The 18,907-nt window shown below is 58.3% G+C and carries 13 protein-coding genes and 2 pseudogenes; 10 read left to right on the top strand and 5 right to left on the bottom strand.

Annotated elements, in window-relative coordinates:
* Nucleotides 1–196: 196 nt before the first annotated feature.
* Both WJM78_RS09295 and WJM78_RS09290 read left to right on the top strand, forming a co-directional pair.
* On the top strand, nucleotides 197–3,088 hold the full coding sequence (locus WJM78_RS09295; RefSeq protein WP_339015280.1) for a DUF748 domain-containing protein: 2,892 nt from the start codon (nucleotides 197–199) through the stop codon (nucleotides 3,086–3,088).
* A 565-nt stretch (nucleotides 3,089–3,653) separates the two neighbouring features.
* On the top strand, nucleotides 3,654–4,250 hold the full coding sequence (locus WJM78_RS09290) for an acetate uptake transporter (RefSeq protein WP_042037427.1): 597 nt from the start codon (nucleotides 3,654–3,656) through the stop codon (nucleotides 4,248–4,250).
* An 81-nt stretch (nucleotides 4,251–4,331) separates the two neighbouring features.
* Here WJM78_RS09290 and WJM78_RS09285 read toward each other — a convergent pair whose 3' ends face one another.
* Nucleotides 4,332–5,147 (bottom strand): M90 family metallopeptidase, encoded by an 816-nt coding sequence (locus WJM78_RS09285; RefSeq protein ID WP_339015278.1) that lies wholly within the window; start codon nucleotides 5,145–5,147, stop codon nucleotides 4,332–4,334.
* 18 nt (nucleotides 5,148–5,165) lie between these two features.
* Complete coding sequence (locus tag WJM78_RS09280; RefSeq protein WP_108535741.1) at nucleotides 5,166–5,603, bottom strand: GNAT family N-acetyltransferase; 438 nt, start codon at nucleotides 5,601–5,603, stop codon at nucleotides 5,166–5,168.
* A gap of 302 nt (nucleotides 5,604–5,905) precedes the next feature.
* Between WJM78_RS09280 and WJM78_RS09275 the strand changes: the two genes are divergently transcribed.
* Nucleotides 5,906–7,399 (top strand): alanine/glycine:cation symporter family protein, encoded by a 1,494-nt coding sequence (locus WJM78_RS09275; protein ID WP_042037424.1) that lies wholly within the window; start codon nucleotides 5,906–5,908, stop codon nucleotides 7,397–7,399.
* 74 nt (nucleotides 7,400–7,473) lie between these two features.
* Here WJM78_RS09275 and WJM78_RS09270 read toward each other — a convergent pair whose 3' ends face one another.
* Nucleotides 7,474–8,280: a crotonase/enoyl-CoA hydratase family protein gene (locus tag WJM78_RS09270; protein WP_042037423.1), complete on the bottom strand. Its 807-nt coding sequence runs from the start codon at nucleotides 8,278–8,280 to the stop codon at nucleotides 7,474–7,476.
* Nucleotides 8,281–8,467: 187 nt separating this feature from the next.
* Between WJM78_RS09270 and WJM78_RS09265 the strand changes: the two genes are divergently transcribed.
* From WJM78_RS09265 to WJM78_RS09245, 5 genes and pseudogenes are all read left to right on the top strand, one after another.
* Nucleotides 8,468–10,255: a putative nucleotidyltransferase substrate binding domain-containing protein gene (locus WJM78_RS09265; protein WP_339015276.1), complete on the top strand. Its 1,788-nt coding sequence runs from the start codon at nucleotides 8,468–8,470 to the stop codon at nucleotides 10,253–10,255.
* Nucleotides 10,256–10,257: 2 nt separating this feature from the next.
* Nucleotides 10,258–10,884, top strand: coding sequence for a 3'-5' exonuclease (locus tag WJM78_RS09260; protein ID WP_339015274.1), 627 nt, complete (start codon nucleotides 10,258–10,260; stop codon nucleotides 10,882–10,884).
* 109 nt (nucleotides 10,885–10,993) lie between these two features.
* Nucleotides 10,994–11,305, top strand: a complete 312-nt coding sequence (locus tag WJM78_RS09255; RefSeq protein WP_275930314.1) for a DUF485 domain-containing protein — start codon at nucleotides 10,994–10,996, stop codon at nucleotides 11,303–11,305.
* The gene (locus tag WJM78_RS09250; protein WP_042037419.1) at nucleotides 11,302–12,957 is read left to right on the top strand and encodes a cation acetate symporter; all 1,656 of its coding nucleotides are present in this window, start codon (nucleotides 11,302–11,304) and stop codon (nucleotides 12,955–12,957) included. The genes WJM78_RS09255 and WJM78_RS09250 overlap by 4 nt, the downstream gene beginning before the upstream one ends.
* Nucleotides 12,958–13,152: 195 nt before the next feature.
* Nucleotides 13,153–13,334: pseudogene (locus WJM78_RS09245) on the top strand (transposase); the annotation flags it as partial.
* Between the two features lie 159 nt (nucleotides 13,335–13,493).
* Here the strand turns inward: WJM78_RS09245 and WJM78_RS09240 are convergent.
* Complete coding sequence (locus WJM78_RS09240) at nucleotides 13,494–14,489, bottom strand: DUF2860 family protein (RefSeq protein ID WP_339015272.1); 996 nt, start codon at nucleotides 14,487–14,489, stop codon at nucleotides 13,494–13,496.
* Nucleotides 14,490–15,114: 625 nt separating this feature from the next.
* On the opposite strand from WJM78_RS09240, the gene WJM78_RS09235 reads away from it, so the two are divergent.
* Nucleotides 15,115–16,319 (top strand): IS3 family transposase gene (locus WJM78_RS09235; RefSeq protein ID WP_265453242.1). Its coding sequence is split into 2 segments (ribosomal slippage): nucleotides 15,115–15,433 and nucleotides 15,433–16,319, totalling 1,206 coding nucleotides; the frame shifts between segments, so codons are not numbered across the junction.
* 38 nt (nucleotides 16,320–16,357) lie between these two features.
* On the opposite strand, the pseudogene WJM78_RS09230 reads toward WJM78_RS09235, so the two are convergent.
* A pseudogene (locus tag WJM78_RS09230) lies at nucleotides 16,358–17,191 on the bottom strand (IS1595 family transposase); the annotation flags it as partial.
* A 222-nt stretch (nucleotides 17,192–17,413) separates the two neighbouring features.
* Here WJM78_RS09230 and WJM78_RS09225 point away from each other — a divergent pair.
* A complete protein-coding gene (locus WJM78_RS09225) occupies nucleotides 17,414–18,154 on the top strand; it encodes a LuxR family transcriptional regulator (protein ID WP_052449365.1) in 741 nt (246 codons plus the stop codon).
* The last annotated feature ends 753 nt before the right edge of the window (nucleotides 18,155–18,907 follow it).

Below are 18,907 nucleotides of genomic sequence, written 5' to 3'. Positions count from 1 at the left end.
CTGCTGCGATCGGACAAATGGGATCAGCCGTACGAGCTTCACTCCAACAGCTAGCCAGCTGGAAGCCTGGCTGGCCCAGTTGCAGAGCAGCGAAAGAGCGATACGCCGTTGGACAAAGTACGGCGCAAGGCATCAATCGGAGCCACGATCGTCTCCTGATATTTTGGTACCCTATACGCATCAATTGGAGAGCCTCATGCCCAAGCCCCTGCGTGCCCGCCTGTTGCGCTATGTCCTTTACCTTAGCGCCGTCTTGCTCATCTCCCTGCTCATCCTGTTATGGCAAGCCCCCACCCTCACCCAGCGCCACCTGCCGGGCTGGCTGGCCAAGCATTACGGCCTGAACCTGACCCTGGGGGAGATAAGCGTCGGCCTGCGTCACCCCTCCCTCGCCATCGGTCCCTCGGTATTGCTCGATGAAAAACAGCAACCCATCATCGCCTTCGAGCAGTTGCAGATTATCCCCGCTCTGGGCGAAAGCTGGCGGCAGAAAGCCATCATACTGAGTGACGCAACCCTCACCCGGCCGACGGTGCAGCTTGTTCGTCTCCCGGACAACAAGGGGACCATCCGCTTCAACCTGACCGACGCCCTGACCCGTTTGCTGACCCCAACGCAGACGCCCGAGCCGGCTGGCAGCGAACCTCCCCTGATACAGATAACCAGGCTGGCCGCCACCGCGGGTCATATCCGCTATCAGGACAGTCGCAAGAGCAGCAGCCCGGGCTGGGTGCCGCCGCTCACCCTGAGCGGGCTCGAACTGCAGCTGCCGGATTTCACCACGGCGCCCGCCCACACCAACCCGTTTCAGTTGAGCGCCAGCCTCAACCAACACAGCCCGCTCAAGGCCAGCGGTCAGTTCGATATCATGACGGGGGCAGGCAAGGGCAGGCTTAGCCTGGGCAAGCTGGCGCTCTCACCCTTCGCACCGCTCTGGGCCGCCTATCTTAAGGTCGATCTGGTGAAGGGCGAGGCCAGTGCCGAGCTGGATTACCAGCTCACGCCGGGCAAGCAAGGGCTGGATTGGCAACTCACCAAGGGCAAGCTGACCCTGAACGACTGGCAGCTCAAGCAGAGCCAGGGCGCCGAGTTTGCCCGCTTCAAGCAGCTGGCGCTGGCAGGCATTGCCATGGATGGCGGCAAGCAATCGATCCAGATCGACCAAATAGCGCTCAAGGCCCCAGCCATCACGGCCGCCCTGGATGCCAGCCAACAACTGGATCTGGCCGCCCTGCTGATCCCGCTGTCCGCCGCCCAGCCGGCGGGCAAACAAGCGGATAGCGGCAAGCCGTGGCGCTGGTCGCTCAAAGAGACCCGCATCAGCCAGGGCGAGCTCAAGCTGACCGAGTCGAGCAGCGGCAAGCCGCAATTGCGGGAACTATCCGGGCTGACCCTCACCCTCGGCCCCCTGAGCAGCCAGGCAGGCCAACGCAGCCCGCTCACCCTCAATACCACCCTCAACGCCCAGAGTACGCTGGCGTTTGACGGTGCCCTTACCCTCACCCCTTTCGCCCTCAACGGGGAGATCAGGCAGCAGGGACTGCCCCTCAAGTGGGCCCAACCCTACCTGCAGGATCTGCTGCGTATCAGCGTGCGCGATGGCCTGCTCGCCAGCCGCACCAAGCTGGCCATCGCCACCGATGCCAAGGGGACGCTGAGCCAGCTCGACGTCACGGGTGGGCTCGACATCGAGCGTCTCACTGTGCTGGATCGGGCCGACAATCAACGCCTGCTGCAGATAGAGCACCTGCAATTGAGCGGACTGCACTATGACGGCATCAGCCAGCAGGTGAGAATTGGCGACATCTTGCTGCGAAAGCCCTTTGCCCGCATCGAGATCAACGAGGACAGGGTGACCAACGTCCAGCAACTGCTGCTGCCGCAAGCCGCCGGGACCAAGCCGGCCAGTGGGCCCGTTCCCCGCATCACCATAGATCAGATCCGTACCGAGCAGGGCAACCTGCGCTTTGCGGATCGCAGCCTGAGCCCGGAGTTCGTGGTGGACATCGCCTCCCTCACGGGTCAGAGCCGCCATATCAGCAACATTCCCGGCCAGCGTTCGGATCTCGCCTTCAACGGCAAGGTTGACCGCTATGCCCCCGTGACCATTCGCGGCGGCACCAACCTGCTGATCGAACAACCTGTGCTGGACGTGGCCGTCACCTTCAACAACCTCGAGCTCACCACCTTCACCCCCTACTCCAGCACCTATGCGGGATACGCCATCGACAAGGGGCAGCTCTCCATGAAGCTGAACTACAAGCTGAGGGGCAACCGGCTGGAGGGGAACAACGACATCACGATCAAAAAACTGCAACTGGGGGAGAAGATCAAGAGTGAACAGGCCAAAGATCTGCCGCTGGGGCTGGCCATCGCCCTGCTCAGCGACGCCAATGGCGTCATCCAGATGAACCTCAAGGTGAAGGGCAATCTGGATCAGCCGGATTTCAGCCTGGGCAACATCTTCTGGGATGTGCTGAGCAACACACTCAGCAAGGCCATCACCTCCCCCTTCTCCCTGCTGGCCTCCCTGGCCGGAGGCACCGAGGATCTGGACGAACTGCTCTTCCTGCCCGGTGAGCCGGATCTCACACCCACCCAGCAGACCAAGCTCGCAAAGCTGGCACAGGCCCTCAAGGAGAGACCCAGGCTCAGCATGAACATTCGCGGCAAGGTCAATTTCAACGAGGAGCGCCCCATCTTGCAGCGCCAGAAGCTGGAACGTGCGCTGGCCAAGATCACGGGCGCCCCGGTCGACCTCTCCCTGCTGGAGCAGGATCCCGTCCTGCAAGCGGCACTGGCCGAGGCCTATGAGGCGCGCTTCAATGAGGATCTTGGGGATCTGGCCGATCGGCTGAAACTGGATAAATCGAGCCCGGCCCTGCGCGCCCAGGCGGAGATCCTGCTGCGGGATCAGCAGCTGATCACCACCAAGTCCCTGCGCAACCTCGCCATGCGCCGCGCCCAGAACACCAAGGAGTATCTGGTGGATACCCAGGGAATCGCGCCAGAACGGCTGTTTGTGCTCGACAGCCAGGTGCGGGAAACGGACAAGGAAGCCAAGGTCGTCCTGACCCTGGATGATTGAGCAACGGGGAGCCAAAAGCCCCCCCCTTGATCACCCTGCCGGTTATCTTTTCACATCGCCATATTGCGGCGCTATTATAGCGGTGCTATGCGCCAGGCAGATGGCGCTGGTGCGACTACCCGTGCCCCCATTTCCTGATGCTCCCGTTGTCAGCCATGCTATCCCTGCTTGGGCCCCTGCCCAACCGGCAGACTCCCAACATAAGCTGAGGTCTGTCTCAACTTGATATAGCAGTGACACATTCTTGTCTGATGGCATATGAGGCTGTTTTTTAGCCGGATACCACTCGGGCAATAAAAAAGAGGGACAAGGCGCGGCAGTCAAACATGCCCACGCCCCATGTTGCTTACTTTCAGAAGTGGCGTTTTTCATACAAAAAACAAACCTTTTCAGCGCTATTCATTCACCTGTTATCTACCTGAATGGCACGAATGGTTCATGGGGTAAAATTTCGTGTGGTTTTTTACCATTTCTGCGGTTCCCCCTCTTGCTCGGGGCCAAGAGCCTGCCTAAAATCGCGCGTCTTTTATCAACCCCCCACCTCTATTTTTTTGGAGAACGCCACGTGAGCGAAAAATTGGCCAACCCTGCCCCTCTGGGTCTGATGGGTTTCGGTATGACCACCATTCTGCTGAACATCCATAACGCAGGTTTCTTCCCCATCAGCGCCATGATCCTGGCCATGGGCCTGTGCTATGGCGGTCTGGCCCAGATCATTGCCGGTATTATGGAGTTCAAGCGTGGCAACACCTTCGGTGTCACCGCTTTCATCTCCTACGGCACCTTCTGGTGGAGCCTGGTGTTCCTGCTGGTGATGCCGACCATGGGTCTGGCCGAAGCCACTCCCGCTGCCTACATGGGCTGGTATCTGCTGATGTGGGGCATGTTCACCCTGTTCATGCTGGTTGGCACCGTCAACTACCCGCGCGTGAAGCAGTTCGTGTTTGCCTCCCTGACAGTGCTGTTCTTCCTGCTGGCCGCCCGTGACTTCACCGGCAGCACCCTGATCGGCACCATCGCCGGTTTCGAAGGCATCATCTGCGGCGCCAGCGCCATCTACCTGGCCATGGCCACCGTGATCAACGAGCAATTTGGCCGCACAGTGCTGCCGATTGGCGATCACAAGAAAGCCGCAGCCGTGCAACTGAAAGCCGCTGCCTGATAGGCAAGCGATTCAGATTGTGAAAAAGGCACCTTCGGGTGCCTTTTTGCTATTCAGATTACATCATCTGCGGATCGGTTATCAGACAAGTGACCCCGTTTGCGCCTCTCCCGCCAACAAGCGGGTCGCCGGAAAACGCAGGGCGGGATCCTGGCTAAAGAACTGGCTTAGTTGCCGGTATACCGCGGGATAGACCTGCTGCAAGCGCTGCGGATCGGTAAAGAAGCTCTCGCAGCACACGGCAAAAAACTCGGCCGGATGCTCGGCGGCATAGGGATCGATGGCGGTCACCTCGTCGCGGGCCAGCTGGGCGTTCATGGCATCGAATGCCCCCTGCAACGCCTGGGTCCACTGGCGCGGCTCCATGCCTGCCGGCAGTGGTGGCGCACCATCAGCCTCCCCCCCCAGCATGTCGAGCTTGTGGGCCAGTTCGTGGATCACCAGGTTGAACCCATCCCAATCCCCATCCTGCTGCAACTCGCTCCAGGCCAGCACCAGCGGCCCCTGCGGCCAGGACTCACCGGCGTTCTCCTCTTCCCACTCGCTTACCAGACCGAACTCATCCTGCACTTCCTGACGGCGAGTTACCGGCTCGGGGATCAGGATGATTTCGTGAAAACCGCGATACCAGTCGAGCCCCAGATGCAAAATGGGCAGCACGGCCTGCAGGGCCAGCACCGCCTGCTGGCGAGGAGTGAGCTCGACGCCAATCTGGGTGAGTGTCTTGCGAGCCAGAAACTGCTGCGCCAGCGCAACCAGCCTCAGCTGATCACTGCGGGTAAATCCTTGCAAAATGGGCACGGCCGCCAGTGCTTGCTGCCACTCCAACGCTCCCGGGGCATTCTCTTCCTGCCGGGATGCGCCACCAAACAGACTCCATAACCTGGACCAGAACACGCAGACTCCTCTTGCTGATCAGAATAATTTCACGAACCGTTTCGGGCGTTCAAGGTAGCCCTGCGCCAGATAGAAGCGATGAGCCTCTTCACGCTTGAGACTGCTGGATAACTCCAGTTGGCTGCAACCCTGCGCCAGGGCGCTGGCTTCTGCCGCCGCCAGCAAGGCAGCCCCCACACCCACCCCCCTTGCACCTTCATCGACGACCAGCGCCGAGATCAGGCCCCAGTCTGGTGCAACATGCAATGGCCGCAGGCGGTGCCACACCAGCACACCCGCCACGTCAGTCCCATGACACGCAAGCAGCACCTCGGTAGCCGGATCCAGCCTACCCCCGCGCTCGCCCACCTCGGCCGTGCTGGCCGGATAGCCGAGCTGCCCGAACAGCTGCGCCATGGCATCGGCATCCGCCTGCGCGGCGGGCCGGATCTGCCACTCTTCACTGTCCATCTTCATCGTTGGCCTCCATTTTGCTCTGTCTCAGCCCCCTCCATACATCGAGGTGCAAACGACGATGATAAGGGGCTTATGCCGTATTGTGTCCAGTCAAATCGGCCATTTGTTAATGTCAATTCACAAATTAACAAGTTAACAACATATTTCACTGGGAAGCCCACGAACAAATGGATATGTTAAAACCCGCGGACTTGGCAGTTGAAAGTCCCGCACACGATGAAATGACCCTCTTGGTCACCCACTATTTTAAGGGAGCGGGGCGCAGACCCCGCCAAGACAGCACGACAAAGGAGTTGTTGTACATGAATGAGATCGTCAATGCCATCAATGGGGTAATTTGGAGCCCAGCGCTCATCTTTCTGTGTCTGGGGGTAGGCCTCTACTTCTCCCTGCGCAGCCGCTTCCTGCAACTGCGTCACATCAAGGAGATGATCCGGCTGATGTTTGACGGCAAGAGCACGGATGCCGGTGTCTCCTCCTTCCAGGCGCTGGCCATGACCCTGGCTGGCCGGGTCGGTACCGGCAACATCGCCGGTGTCGCCACGGCCATCACCTTCGGTGGCCCGGGCGCCCTGTTCTGGATGTGGATGGTCGCCTTCTTCGGCGCCAGCTCCGCCTTCGTGGAGTCCACCCTGGGTCAGGTCTACAAGGAGAAGATCAACGGCGAATACCGCGGCGGACCGGCCTTCTACATCGAGAAAGGGCTCGGCATGAAGTGGTATGCCTGGACCTTCGCCATCGCCACCATCTTCGCCTGCGGCGTGCTGCTGCCGGGGGTGCAGGCCAACTCCATCGGCTCCAGCCTGCAAACTGCCTTTGATATCGATCCGAACGTCACCGCCGCCGCTCTGGCGTTGCTGCTCGGCTTTATCATCTTCGGTGGTGTGAAGCGGATCGCCAGCTTCGCCAGTACAGTGGTGCCCTTTATGGCGCTGGGCTACATCATAGTGGCCTGCGTCATCATCGCCCTCAATATCACGGCCCTGCCGGGCGTGATCCTGCTGATCTGGAAGAGTGCCTTCGGCTTTGATGCCGGCTTTGGCGCCGTGTTGGGTCTGGCCATCATGTGGGGGGTCAAACGCGGGGTTTACTCCAACGAAGCGGGCCAGGGTACAGGGCCACACGCCTCCTCCGCAGCAGCGGTGAGCCACCCGGCCAAACAGGGTCTGGTTCAGGCGTTCTCCGTCTATATCGATACCCTGTTCGTCTGCTCTGCCACCGGCTTCATGCTGCTCATCACAGGCCTTTATAACGTACAGGGACCGGATGGCGTCGCCCTCTATACTGGCATTGCCGGCATCGCAGCGGGCCCGGGTTATGTGCAGACCGCCATGGAGAGCATGATGCCCGGCTTTGGCAGCATGTTCGTGGCCATCGCGCTCTTCTTCTTCGCGTTCACCACCATAGTCGCTTACTACTATATCGCCGAGACCAACATCGCCTACATCAACCGCAAGGTGAACCGTCCCTGGCTGACCTTCGTGCTCAAGCTGACGCTAATGGCCTCCACCGTCTATGGCACCGTCAAGACCGCCGATCTGGCCTGGGGGCTGGGTGATATCGGGGTCGGCCTGATGGCCTGGCTCAACATCATCGCTATCCTCTTGCTGCAAAAGACCGCCTTCGCCTGCCTGCGGGATTATGAAGCCCAGCAGGCCAAGGGGCAGGATCCCGTGTTCCACCCGGAAAAACTCGGCATCAAGAACGCCGACTACTGGATGGGTCACCGCTCCGAAGACAACCTGGAACAGGAGAAGGCCGGCCACCCGTTCGAGCCGGATCGCAAGATCTCCTGAACCGCAATGACATAAGACATCGATAAAAATGGCAGCCTCGGCTGCCATTTCTTTTGCACTTTATCTGCTCGCGGTCAGAGCGGATTGCGCCTCGGCCCGAATGGCAAGCGCCAGCGAAACAGGCTGTTGAACGTGGCGCGCCACTGATTGGGCCGCCCCAGGATCTGTCTCTGCAAACGGGTCTCTTCCTTGAGCATCACCTCATCGCTGCGCGCCCAGGCCTGATGGTAGAGCTGCTTGATCCCCGCCAATGCATCTGGCGACTTGGTGATGAGCGTCCTGGCGAACTCGCGCGCCTCTGCCAGCGGGTCCTCGCAGACCCGGCTCACCAGCCCGAGGGATTTGGCCTCGACGGCATCCAGCTCGCGCCCACTCATGGCCAACTCCATGGCCGTGTCCACCCCCATCAGGTTGCGCAGGGTGACGCTGCCGCTCATGTCGGGAATAATGCCCCACTTGATCTCCATCACCGAGAAGCGGCAATCCGGGGTGCTGAACCGAAAATCAGCCCCCAGCGCAATTTGCAGGCCGCCACCGAAACAAACCCCCTGGGTCACCGCAATCACCGGCACCGGCAGCTGGTGCCAGCCGTAGGCCACCCGCTGGGCCAGGTTGGTCGCTTCATCGGCCTCACGCTTGAGGATGTCGAGCGCCGCCACCGGCTGCTTGAGCATGGACTTCACATCCAGTCCGGCGCAGAAGGCACGTCCCTCACCGTGCAGGATCACGGCCCGCAACCCTTTGTGCTGCTGCAGCTGGCGCAGCGTCTCGTCGATGGCGCCGAACATGCTTCTATCCAGCGCATTGAGTTTGTCCCCCCGCGCCAGCATCACTTCGGCGATACCGTCCCGGATCTCGCACTTGACCCTTGGTTTTTCCATCTCCCTTGTCCTCTCCTTGATCCCTGTCATTGACTCACTGGTCATACCACAACGTTATCAGAGTGTGATCACCAGGTACAGTGAGGGCATCCGTTTCCCGTTGCAGATGCTGCGTGCGACTAAAGTCGGCTAGCTCACACGCCACCGCTTTGTCAGACTGACCTGACGCCACCGGCCAAGGATTGCCATGACCACTCTGTTCAACTTTGCCCGCCCGCCGTTTGACTGCCTGAACGCCGAGGCGCACCAGCGGCTCGCGCAGAGCCTTTCCATCTGCTATTTCCGCGCGGGCCAGGTGGTGCTCAATGCCGGCGATGTCCCGCCAGGCCTCTATCTCATCATCAAGGGGACGGTAGAGGAGTCCGCGCCTCACCACCACTTCGGTGACTACGGGGCCGATGATCTGTTCGACGTGCGGGCCCAGTTTGACGGTCGCTGCCGCCACAACTTCACGGCGCTGGAAGATACACTCTGCCAACTGATCCCCCGCCACACCTTTCTGGCCCTCTGTGAACAGACGCCGGCACTGGCCAGCTACTTCACCGCCAATCTGGCCGAGCGGCAACAACAGCAGTCACAACGGGAACGGCTGGGCCAGAAAAATCTGGCGGAATTTATTCTGACCAGAATAGAACCCGACCATCTGCAGGCGCCGCTCGTCGTCGAAAACCGGCTCAGCCTGCTGGCGGCCACCGAAGCCATGGTGGCGCAAGGCACCGATTGCCTGCTCTACCCCGCCCACGACGGCTCGCTCACCCTGGCGACCCGCAAGACCTTGCTCCACGCCCTGACCCTCAAGGGGTTGCCGCTCACCGCGCCCCTTTCGGTGCTGACCCCCACGCAGCTGATTGGTCTGCCGCTGGAGAGCTATCTGTTTGATGCCCTGCTGCTGATGACCCGTCACCGCATCAAGCGACTGGTGGTGTGGCGCGGCAACGAGGTAGCGGGGATCCTGCAACTGACTCAGGTGCTGGGGCTCTTCTCGACTCACTCCCACGTGCTGACGCTGCGCATCGCCCGGGCAGACTCCCTGCCCGCGCTGGAGGCGGTGGCCCGCGAGCAGCAGCAACTGACCCGCTCGCTGTTTGCCCAGGGGATCCACACCGCCTTCCTGATGAGGCTCATCGCCACCATCAACGAGCAGCTGATCGCCAAGGCCTTTGCCCTGCTGATCCCCCCCGAGGTACAGGACAAGGTGTGTTTGCTGATGCTGGGCTCGGAGGGACGCGGCGAGCAGATCCAGAAAACCGATCAGGACAATGCCCTGATCCTGCCCACCGGCCTGCATTGGCCGGATCAGCAAGCGGATCTGGCCGCCTTCAGCGCCCTGCTGGAACGGCTCGGTTATCCGCCCTGCCCCGGCCGGGTGATGGTCAACAACCCGAACTGGGTGAAAGAGGTCAACGAGTGGCAACAGGAGATTGAGCGGGCCTGCGTCAACGCGGGCGAGACTGACTTGCTCTGGCTCGCCACCCTGGCCGATACCCACCCCATCGCCGGGGATCGCAACTTGCTGCCTCCCATCGCCCGCAAGCTGCGGGAGCAACTGGCCGATCGGCGGGATCTGCTGGCGGAGATGGTGCGGCCGGCGGTGGCCTTTCATGCCCCGCTCACCCTGTTTGGCAGGCTGGAGCGGGCGCCGGATGGGCTGGATCTCAAGCGGGGTGGCCTCTTCCCTCTGGTGCACGGCATCCGCATGCTGGCGCTGGAAGCGGCCATTCTGGAGACCTCCACCCTGGGGCGTATCGAGGCGCTGGTAGCGTGCGATCGGCTCAGTGCCAGCTATGGCAGCAATCTGGCGGAGGCGTTCCGGCTCTTTATCCGCTTGAGGCTGCGCAGCCAGCTCAAGGGGGGCGACAGCCGGGTGCAGATAGGTGAGCTCAGTCACGGCGAGCGGGATCTACTGCGCCAGGCGCTGCATCAGGTGAAGAAGTTCCAGCAGTGGCTCACCTTGCACTTTCGTCTGAGACAATAGGCATGTGGAACCACTGGCGACGCCGTTGGCTTGGCCGCGCTTTCCGTGAGGGGGAGTTCGCTCCACTCTTCACCCTACCGCCGGGCGATGAGCGGATTGCCCTCGATTTCGAGACCACCAGCCTGGATCCCGAGCGGGCGGAGATAGTCTCCATCGGCGCAGTGCGCATCCAGGGCAACCGGCTGATCACCGGAGAGGCCCTCTCCTTGCGGGTGCAAGCGCCCGCCAGTCTGAGCACGCAGTCTGTGGTGATCCACGGCCTGCGTCATCAGGATCTGCAACAGGGATTAACGTTGGAAGCCGCGCTGCGCCAGCTGCTCGACTTTATCGGCCCGCGCGAACTGGTGGGTTATCACATCGCCTACGACCTGCGCATTCTCAACCTGGCCTGCCAGAAACTGTGGGGGCTAACCCTGCCCCAGCGGGGCATAGAGGTGAGCCGCCTCTATCACGACAGCCTCTATCGGCGCTATCCCGACGCGGCCATCGACCTGCATCTGGCCGCCATCTGCCAGCATCTGGCATTGCCCCCCCTGCCCGTTCACGACGCCCTGAGTGACGCCATCACGACCGGCCTCATCTACCTGCGTCTGGCTCAAGGCGGCCCATTGACTTATCCCAAAGTCTAATTGCCCACAAGAAACATTTAATTCACATTTCAGTTACATGAGCAGATCTGCTGCTCGGTAGGGGCCTCCCTTCATCCACCGCTGACACTCAATGTCATGGAGCACTGCAATGGAACAGCAAACTTATCTCCGGATCCAGCAAGATCCCAACTTCCAGGAGCTGATCACCAAACGTCAGCGCTTCGCCTGGACCCTCTCCATCCTGATGCTGGGGCTCTACCTGGCCTTCATCCTGCTCATCGCCTTTGCCCCCGACTGGCTCGGCACCCCCTTGAGCGAAGGCTCCACCATCACCCGTGGCATCCCGGTCGGGGTGGGGCTGATCCTTGCCTCATTCGTGCTGACCGGCATCTATGTGTTCCGGGCCAACGGCGAGTTTGACGAGCTGAACCAGAAGATCCTCAAGGGAGTACAGTCATGAAAGGCAAGTCTCTGCTGTTGCTGGCCTCGCTGGCCTCTTCCCCCCTGCTGGCGGCCGACGCGCTGACCGGTGAAGTCCATCGCCAGCCCCTCAACATCTCGGCCATCGTCATGTTCGTGATCTTCGTGGCGGGCACCCTGTTCATCACCTACTGGGCCTCCAAGCGCAACCGCTCGGCCTCCGACTACTATGCTGCCGGCGGTCGCATCACCGGCTTCCAGAACGGGCTGGCCATCGCCGGTGACTACATGTCCGCCGCCTCTTTCCTCGGCATCTCGGCCCTGGTCTACACCTCAGGCTACGATGGCCTCATCTACTCCATCGGCTTCCTGGTGGGCTGGCCCATCATACTGTTCCTGATCGCGGAGCGGCTGCGTAACCTCGGCAAATATACCTTTGCCGACGTGGCCTCCTACCGTCTCAAGCAGACCGAGGTTCGCACCCTCTCCGCCAGCGGCTCTCTGGTGGTGGTCGCGCTCTACCTGATCGCTCAGATGGTGGGAGCAGGCAAGCTCATCGAGCTGCTGTTCGGCCTGCAATATCACGTCGCCGTGGTGCTGGTCGGCATACTCATGGTGCTCTACGTGCTGTTTGGCGGCATGCTGGCCACCACTTGGGTGCAGATCATCAAGGCGGTAATGTTGCTCTCCGGTGCCAGCTTCATGGCCATCATGGTGATGAAATCGGTCAACTTCGATATCGGCGCTCTGTTCAGCGAAGCGGTCAAGGTGCACGAGAAAGGGATCGCCATCATGAGCCCGGGCGGTCTGGTCGCTGACCCCATCTCCGCCATCTCGCTGGGCCTGGCCCTAATGTTCGGCACCGCCGGCCTGCCCCACATATTGATGCGTTTCTTCACCGTGAGCGATGCCAAGGAAGCGCGCAAAAGCGTGTTCTACGCCACCGGCTTCATCGGTTACTTCTACATACTGACCTTCATCATCGGCTTTGGCGCCATCCTGCTGGTCAGCACCAACCCGGCCTTCAAGGATGCCACCGGCGCCCTGCTGGGCGGCACCAACATGGCGGCCATTCACCTGGCCGATGCGGTCGGTGGCAGCCTGTTCCTCGGCTTCATTTCGGCCGTCGCGTTCGCCACCATACTAGCGGTGGTCTCTGGCCTGACCCTGGCGGGCGCCTCGGCTGTCTCCCACGATCTCTATGCCAGCGTCATCAAGAAGGGCAAGGCCAACGAAACCGACGAGCTGCGCGTCTCCAAGTACACCACTGTGGTGCTGGGGGTGGTCGCCATTGGTCTGGGGATCCTGTTCGAGAAGCAGAACATCGCCTTCATGGTGGGCTTGGCCTTTTCCATCGCGGCCAGCTGCAACTTCCCGGTGCTGTTCCTCTCCATGTTCTGGTCACGCCTGACCACCCGTGGCGCCGTCTACGGTGGCTGGCTCGGGCTGATCAGTGCGGTCAGCCTGATGATCCTGGGCCCGACCGTGTGGGTGAAGGTGCTGGGCCATGCCCAGGCCATCTTCCCCTACGAGTACCCAGCCCTCTTCTCCATGGCAGTGGCTTTCATCGGGATTTGGCTGTTTTCGGTCACCGACAAGTCGCAGAATGCAGCCGAGGAACACGCCAAGTTCCTGCCCCAGTTCGTCCGCTCACAAACCGGGTTCGGCGCCTCCAGCGCCACCGCTCACTAAGCGCAATTCCCCTTTGCAAGCCGGCCCCGTGCCGGCTTTTTTCATAGTTGCCCATCATGAGCGGCAACCCGAGTGCAATGGGCACGGCTCACTGTTCTTGCTAACATTTTCGGGGATGGATGACTCCCTGATAGCTTCCTCAAGGAGTTGGAAGAAGCATGGTTGCCCAAATAGACGCGGTTTGAACAGAACCTACCGGGGAGGCGGGGCCGCAGTCAGGTCTATACCGGCCAAGCCATCTCATCTTCCTGATGATCAAGGGTATTTTCAACCTGACTTTGCGAGCGACTCAGGGGTTGCTCGACTCCCTGTTCGAGTTGATGAATATGCCGCTCTGCGCCCTAGTCAATGGCTGTGTCAGCAATACCACCCGCACCCGTCAGAAAGCACGGTGAAGTCAGACTCATCTGACTGATTCTCTTAAAGTGACACTATATGTATTGTAAAAAGTCTGCGTGGTGTGGGGGCGTTCAACTCGGTTGCAACTCCTATTGAAAACGCCAGCATTGCAGCTGGCGTTGTGGGGTCCCATTTCATCAAAAATGATAAACAAGACCAGTATTGATACTTCTGATACTGGCATCATAAAAGTTGATGTCAGAGTCACTTTTTCTATAAGAGGCGCTGATTAATCCGTTGAGTCCCTTCACGTCAAACAAGCGGTGCCAAAAGAAGCTCGCGCTGATACCAAACTCGTCAGAATCAGCCTTGTCACCGAAGATGGGATTGACTTCATCGTAGCTCATTTGGCCGAGATAGATGTTGCTGACCAATGACCACTGACTGTTGTTGTAGCCGTGAGACAGCAGGATTTGGGTCTTATCATAGCTCATGGCACTGCCATCGAAACTACCCTTGCTGTATACCAGCTCTGGGCGCAGCACGTGGCCGGGGGTAAAGATCCAGTCATAGGACAGAGTAACATCACTGGTGGTGCCGTTACGATCTAGCATGTCGCGTTGTGCGCTGCTGAGGCCCAGGCTCTGACCGCTCCGCTCCTCAGAAATATCGAACTTGCGCATGGTGAAGGAAGTGTTGAAATGGGTTCCCCAAATCTGATCCCACGCTAAACGGCCCCCCCCGGACTTCATGTCTGTCTCATGGCGATTGCCTTCTGCATAGGGGTCAGACCAAGTATCTGCCGGCAGCAGCGGGAAAACGTAAGCCAGAGCTACAATCCCTTTATCTCCCATCTGCTGACGCACACCTAATTGCTGGGTGAAGTCAAAACGCACCGCATCTTGGATAAGGTTACCAAGGAACAGCTGAGTACGCGTCTCTGCAAATGTATAACGGAGATCTGCACCAAAAATCGGCGTCACAGAAGAGTGGCTTTCTGGTGAGTTGAACAAGCCAGCATGGCGGTCATTGTCATCATTCGGGCCTTTGTACATATTCGATTTGTACTCAAGGGTGCCGACCCCCCCTATGACAAAACCTGAGAAACCAGATTGAGTTGGGATCTTGATGATCTCAGCATTGACAGAGGTTGTTGCAAGCAGTGCCACTGCAATAAATGATAGTTTTTTCATTGACTTAAACACCCCAAAAAATGTTTGAATTTTCCCGCTAGCTGCTTGAATAGGTGGCTGTTGATTCCCGGACACCACTGTCTATTCGGGAGGTATCTGATGAAGCTTACGCTTAGATTGCTGCGCCCTCATGGCAGGACGATGTCTTTATCGGCATGCGCTGAATTAGGTATGGGGATCATGCCACTGATAATACCAAATGAGGTTAAAAAATGTGAGTGATTTATCATTTACTTGCTAAAAATCAGATGTTTTTGGGATGTGGGTCAATTTTTTTAAAAATAGATCGTCGTTGGCGTTATACACGACAAAAGTGACCGCAAAAATGAACCATCTGAGACAGGTATAAGTGCAACTCTACCGTCGCTCGCTGGCGCAAACGGCGATGCGCCGGTTTAAACAATGGCTGGCGGGGAAAATCAGTCTGCGTAACTACAGCGGCCAAGTGGGAGTAATGATGGCGTATATGAGCGCGATAAACAAACTGAACGCCCCAGGTCCACCGCCCATCCCATTAACCCCGCTCTGACTGCTTACGGCTCTGGCATAAGAAAGCGGGCTACAAGGGCTTAATGCAAGTCAGTTAAGAGAGTTTGAGTCCCAACCCGCGAGTCACAACGAGAAGATGGTCGAAGTGTTAACAGGGGTCGAGCGCCGTCGACGCCGGACTCCACAAGAAAAGATCGCCATCGTGCAGCAGACCTTTGAGCCCGGGATGACCGTCTCTCATGTTGCTCGCTTGCACGACGTCAACGCCAACCAGCTTTTCAAATGGCGCAAACAATTCCAGGAGGGCTCTCTCACAGCGATCACCGCAGGTGAGGATGTTGTCCCTGCTTCCGAGTTGGCTGCGGCTATCAAGCAGATCCGAGAGCTCCAGCGTCTGCTCGGGAAGAAGACCATGGAGAACGAGATCCTCAAAGAAGCCGTGGAGTATGGCCGAGCAAAAAAATGGATTGCGCATGCGCCCTTGTTGCCGGGGGACGACGATTAAGTGCAGTGAGCCAGGCTCTTAATGTATCGCGTGCGCAACTATCCGTTCGTGTTCATCGAAAACCGGGTTGGCAAGATGGTCGTCATCATCGCCAGCGTGATGATGCAGCCTTACTTGGCCGTATCATGGAGGCGATGGCAGAGCTTCCCTCCTATGGCTATCGCCGGGTCTGGGCGCTGTTACGGCGTCAGTCAGAGGCAACACGACTGCCTGTAGTAAACGCTAAGCGGGTACATCGCGTTATGCGCGATCATGGCCTGCTGCTGGAAAGAAAACCGGCGGCACCGTTGGCCCAGCAGGCACATAAGGGGCGTGTTGCCGTCAAAGAGAGCAATCGACGTTGGTGCTCGGATGGCTTTGAATTTCGCTGTGATAACGGTGAAAAACTACGTGTCACGTTCGCCATGGACTGCTGCGATAGGGAGGCGTTGGACTGGGCGGCCAGTACCGGGGGTTACGACAGTGACACAGTGCAAGATGTCATGCTGAGATCTGTCGAACGTCGCTTCGGGGATGCGTTGCCGGCATCACCGGTAGAATGGCTGACAGATAATGGTTCGGCGTATCGAGCCCATGAGACCCGCGCGTTTGCACGAGAAATCGGGTTGGAGCCCAGAACGACGGCGGTGAGAAGCCCACAGAGCAACGGTATAGCGGAGAGCTTCGTGAAGACGATGAAGCGAGACTATATCGAGATGATGCCGAAACCAGATAGCCGAACAGCGGTAGGCAATTTGGCCATCGCGTTTGAGCATTATAACGAGCACCACCCGCACAGCGCCTTGGGATACCGTTCACCCCGGGAATTTCTGCGCAGTCGGGTATCACAACCCTAAGCGGGAAAAAGTGTCTGGACCTATGGGGTCAAATCCACCACGCCATGGAACCGCTCCATCCACTCTTTCAACCGATGGTGATACCCGTTTACGTGCTGGATGTGATACGCACCGACCACCCGTTCGCCTTGACGATTGCGCACCACCTGATGGGTTACACCCTGTTCTTTGCTGAAACAGGCATACACACCCGCTCCATCGCTACACAGCACCGCATCCGCTGACACCAACGGCTTCAACACCGCGATGACCGTCTCGGCATCGATTCTCTCCAACTGGAAATCCGCATGGTGGCCTGCACGGTCTTGTACCACCATCACCGGGATGTAATCTGGCCCGGTTCCACGAGTTCGACCTTTACCACCGCGATGACGTGCCGGACGCGGCAGTCCCCGCTGCCCCTTGAACGATTCAAGGAAGAAGGTCTCATCAACCTCAACGATGCCCTCTTCCCGGGTGGCCTGATGGGTTGCCATCGCGCGCAAGAAGCGGTGACGCCAGAGGAACGCGGTGTTTTTGCTGACCCCACAGCGCCGCGCGGCTTGGCGGACAGTCAGTCCTTCGATGAGGGCTTGCGCGTAGTCTTCCCAGCACTGGGCTTTGCGCAACCGGGCCAGAGGAGTTTTAGTCAAAACGGTGCTGGTGCGCAGACACAGTTTGCAACGGTAGCGGCGCAGTCCCCGACTCCATCCCCAGGGTGCCAGCTGGGTGACATCAGCCTGACAATGTGGGCAGCCACTGCATGCCGGTAACTGAGTATTGAGCGAGGTAATGATGTGGGGTGCAGTGAGCTCCTGCTGAGCAACACGGCGCTGGCGCAGGGTTAACTGGGGAAAAAGGGACAACAGGTGTTGAAAGGCTGGGGTATCCATGATGGTAGACCTCAAGGTGATGGCCTACTTCAAGATTAGCCTTTCAACACGTAATTGGGACAGAGCCTTTATTAAAGTCATCATGCAATTTATTTTTGATTAAAATGACCAATTACTCAATAATGTTCAGGCTGTAGCAAGCTCATGCTGCGACAATACAATTAGTCAACACGATTAATTACATTGTCATTTTTACTATGGGCTCAAGCTCAAGGAGTCCGAGTGGACATTACAAGATTTGTAGAGACATTCAACCAAATTAAGACTGACGTTGAACTCAATCAGGCTCTGATGGCGTTTGCGCAGACGATGGGGTTCAACCAGTATCGTTTCGCCTTGATGGTCCCTCAGAGCCTAACTCGCCCTAAAGCCATTATTTTTTCACATTGCAATGAGACCTGGGTCAATCGCTATGGCAAAGAAAACATGTTGTCAAGAGACCCCGTCATCTATCTTGCCATGCAGCGACTATTGCCAATCTATTGGCAAGACCTCCATCTTGAGCCAATTCTCCCCAATGGCGCCCTGGCATTGATGGCTGAGGCGAAAGCATGTGGTTTGCATGATGGTGTTTCCTTCCCATTTCGTGGTACTGGTGGGGAGTCAGGAATCTTGTCTTTCATCACTGAAGAGAATAATTTGGATATCAAGGCGGTCAGTCCAATATTACGGTGGGTTACAGACTACATATTTAATGCTGGGATCCGAGTCGTTAGCTCGACAGAGCGGACGCCAGCATTGAGTGCTCGCGAAGTAGAGTGCCTATTTTGGGCCAGTGAAGGAAAAACGGCTGAAGAGATGGGCGAAATACTCTCACTTTCTGCGAGGACTGTGAATTACCACATCAAGGAAGCTGTGCAGAAAACAAACTCGGTGAACCGCTATCAAGCCATCGCTAAGGCTGCCATGGGAGGGCTTCTACGTCCTGACCTAACCCTAGCTAAGATCGAGGATTATTTGTAAGGCTTAGGCTGTGTTATTAAAGTGATAACGATGTCAGCTCATATTTTCTCAACAGCTGAAGAGCAATGTATGCAGTGACCAGCTAACCGCTGCTCAATGGGTGCTCATCGACGTTGACCTATGATGCCCTGACGGCCCCAATGTCAGGGCGTCCAAAGATGCTGCCGGAGCGCGTAAAAAATCCGGTGGTAATACCCCGAATCAATCCTCCCCCGCCCTTTCCTGGCCCGGTCTTGTAACTTACACAGCCGACAAACATCGAGGCTCACCAGACAAATACCACCTTTGCATGTTTGGAAAGGGAACTTAATGTCCGTGTGCATACGGCAAAATGAAGTGCAGGAAAGTATGCAGACCCTTTCGAGCACAGGCAGTGTCAAAACCTGCTGTAGGTGACCTCTAACAAGCCATTCAGGAACATGCTATTGGTGATGGCCTATACCGGCATCCGCCCTGTGGTGAGTTACGCGCTGTTAGCTGGGAGGATGCCGATGTTGCGCAGCGCGTGCTCCACCTCCGATGCACCATCACTCAACAGAAGATGCGATGCAAACTGCCGAAGGCAAATCACACACGAATAGTGCATCTGATGCCGCCGGCGCTGGCCGCATGACAGGAACAATTGAAGATAACTGGGGCTCTTTCGGACGCAAAGATTGACATGCACCTACTAGGTGGCATGATCGTGCGCCAAACATTGCGCCCAGTATTTCGTCCAACCACGTTTGTACCAGGTAGAGCACCGTTTTACTC

Source organism: Aeromonas popoffii (assembly GCF_037818705.1).
Classification (GTDB): Bacteria; Pseudomonadota; Gammaproteobacteria; order Enterobacterales; family Aeromonadaceae; genus Aeromonas; species Aeromonas popoffii.
This window is presented reverse-complemented; position numbering and strand designations above follow the sequence as displayed.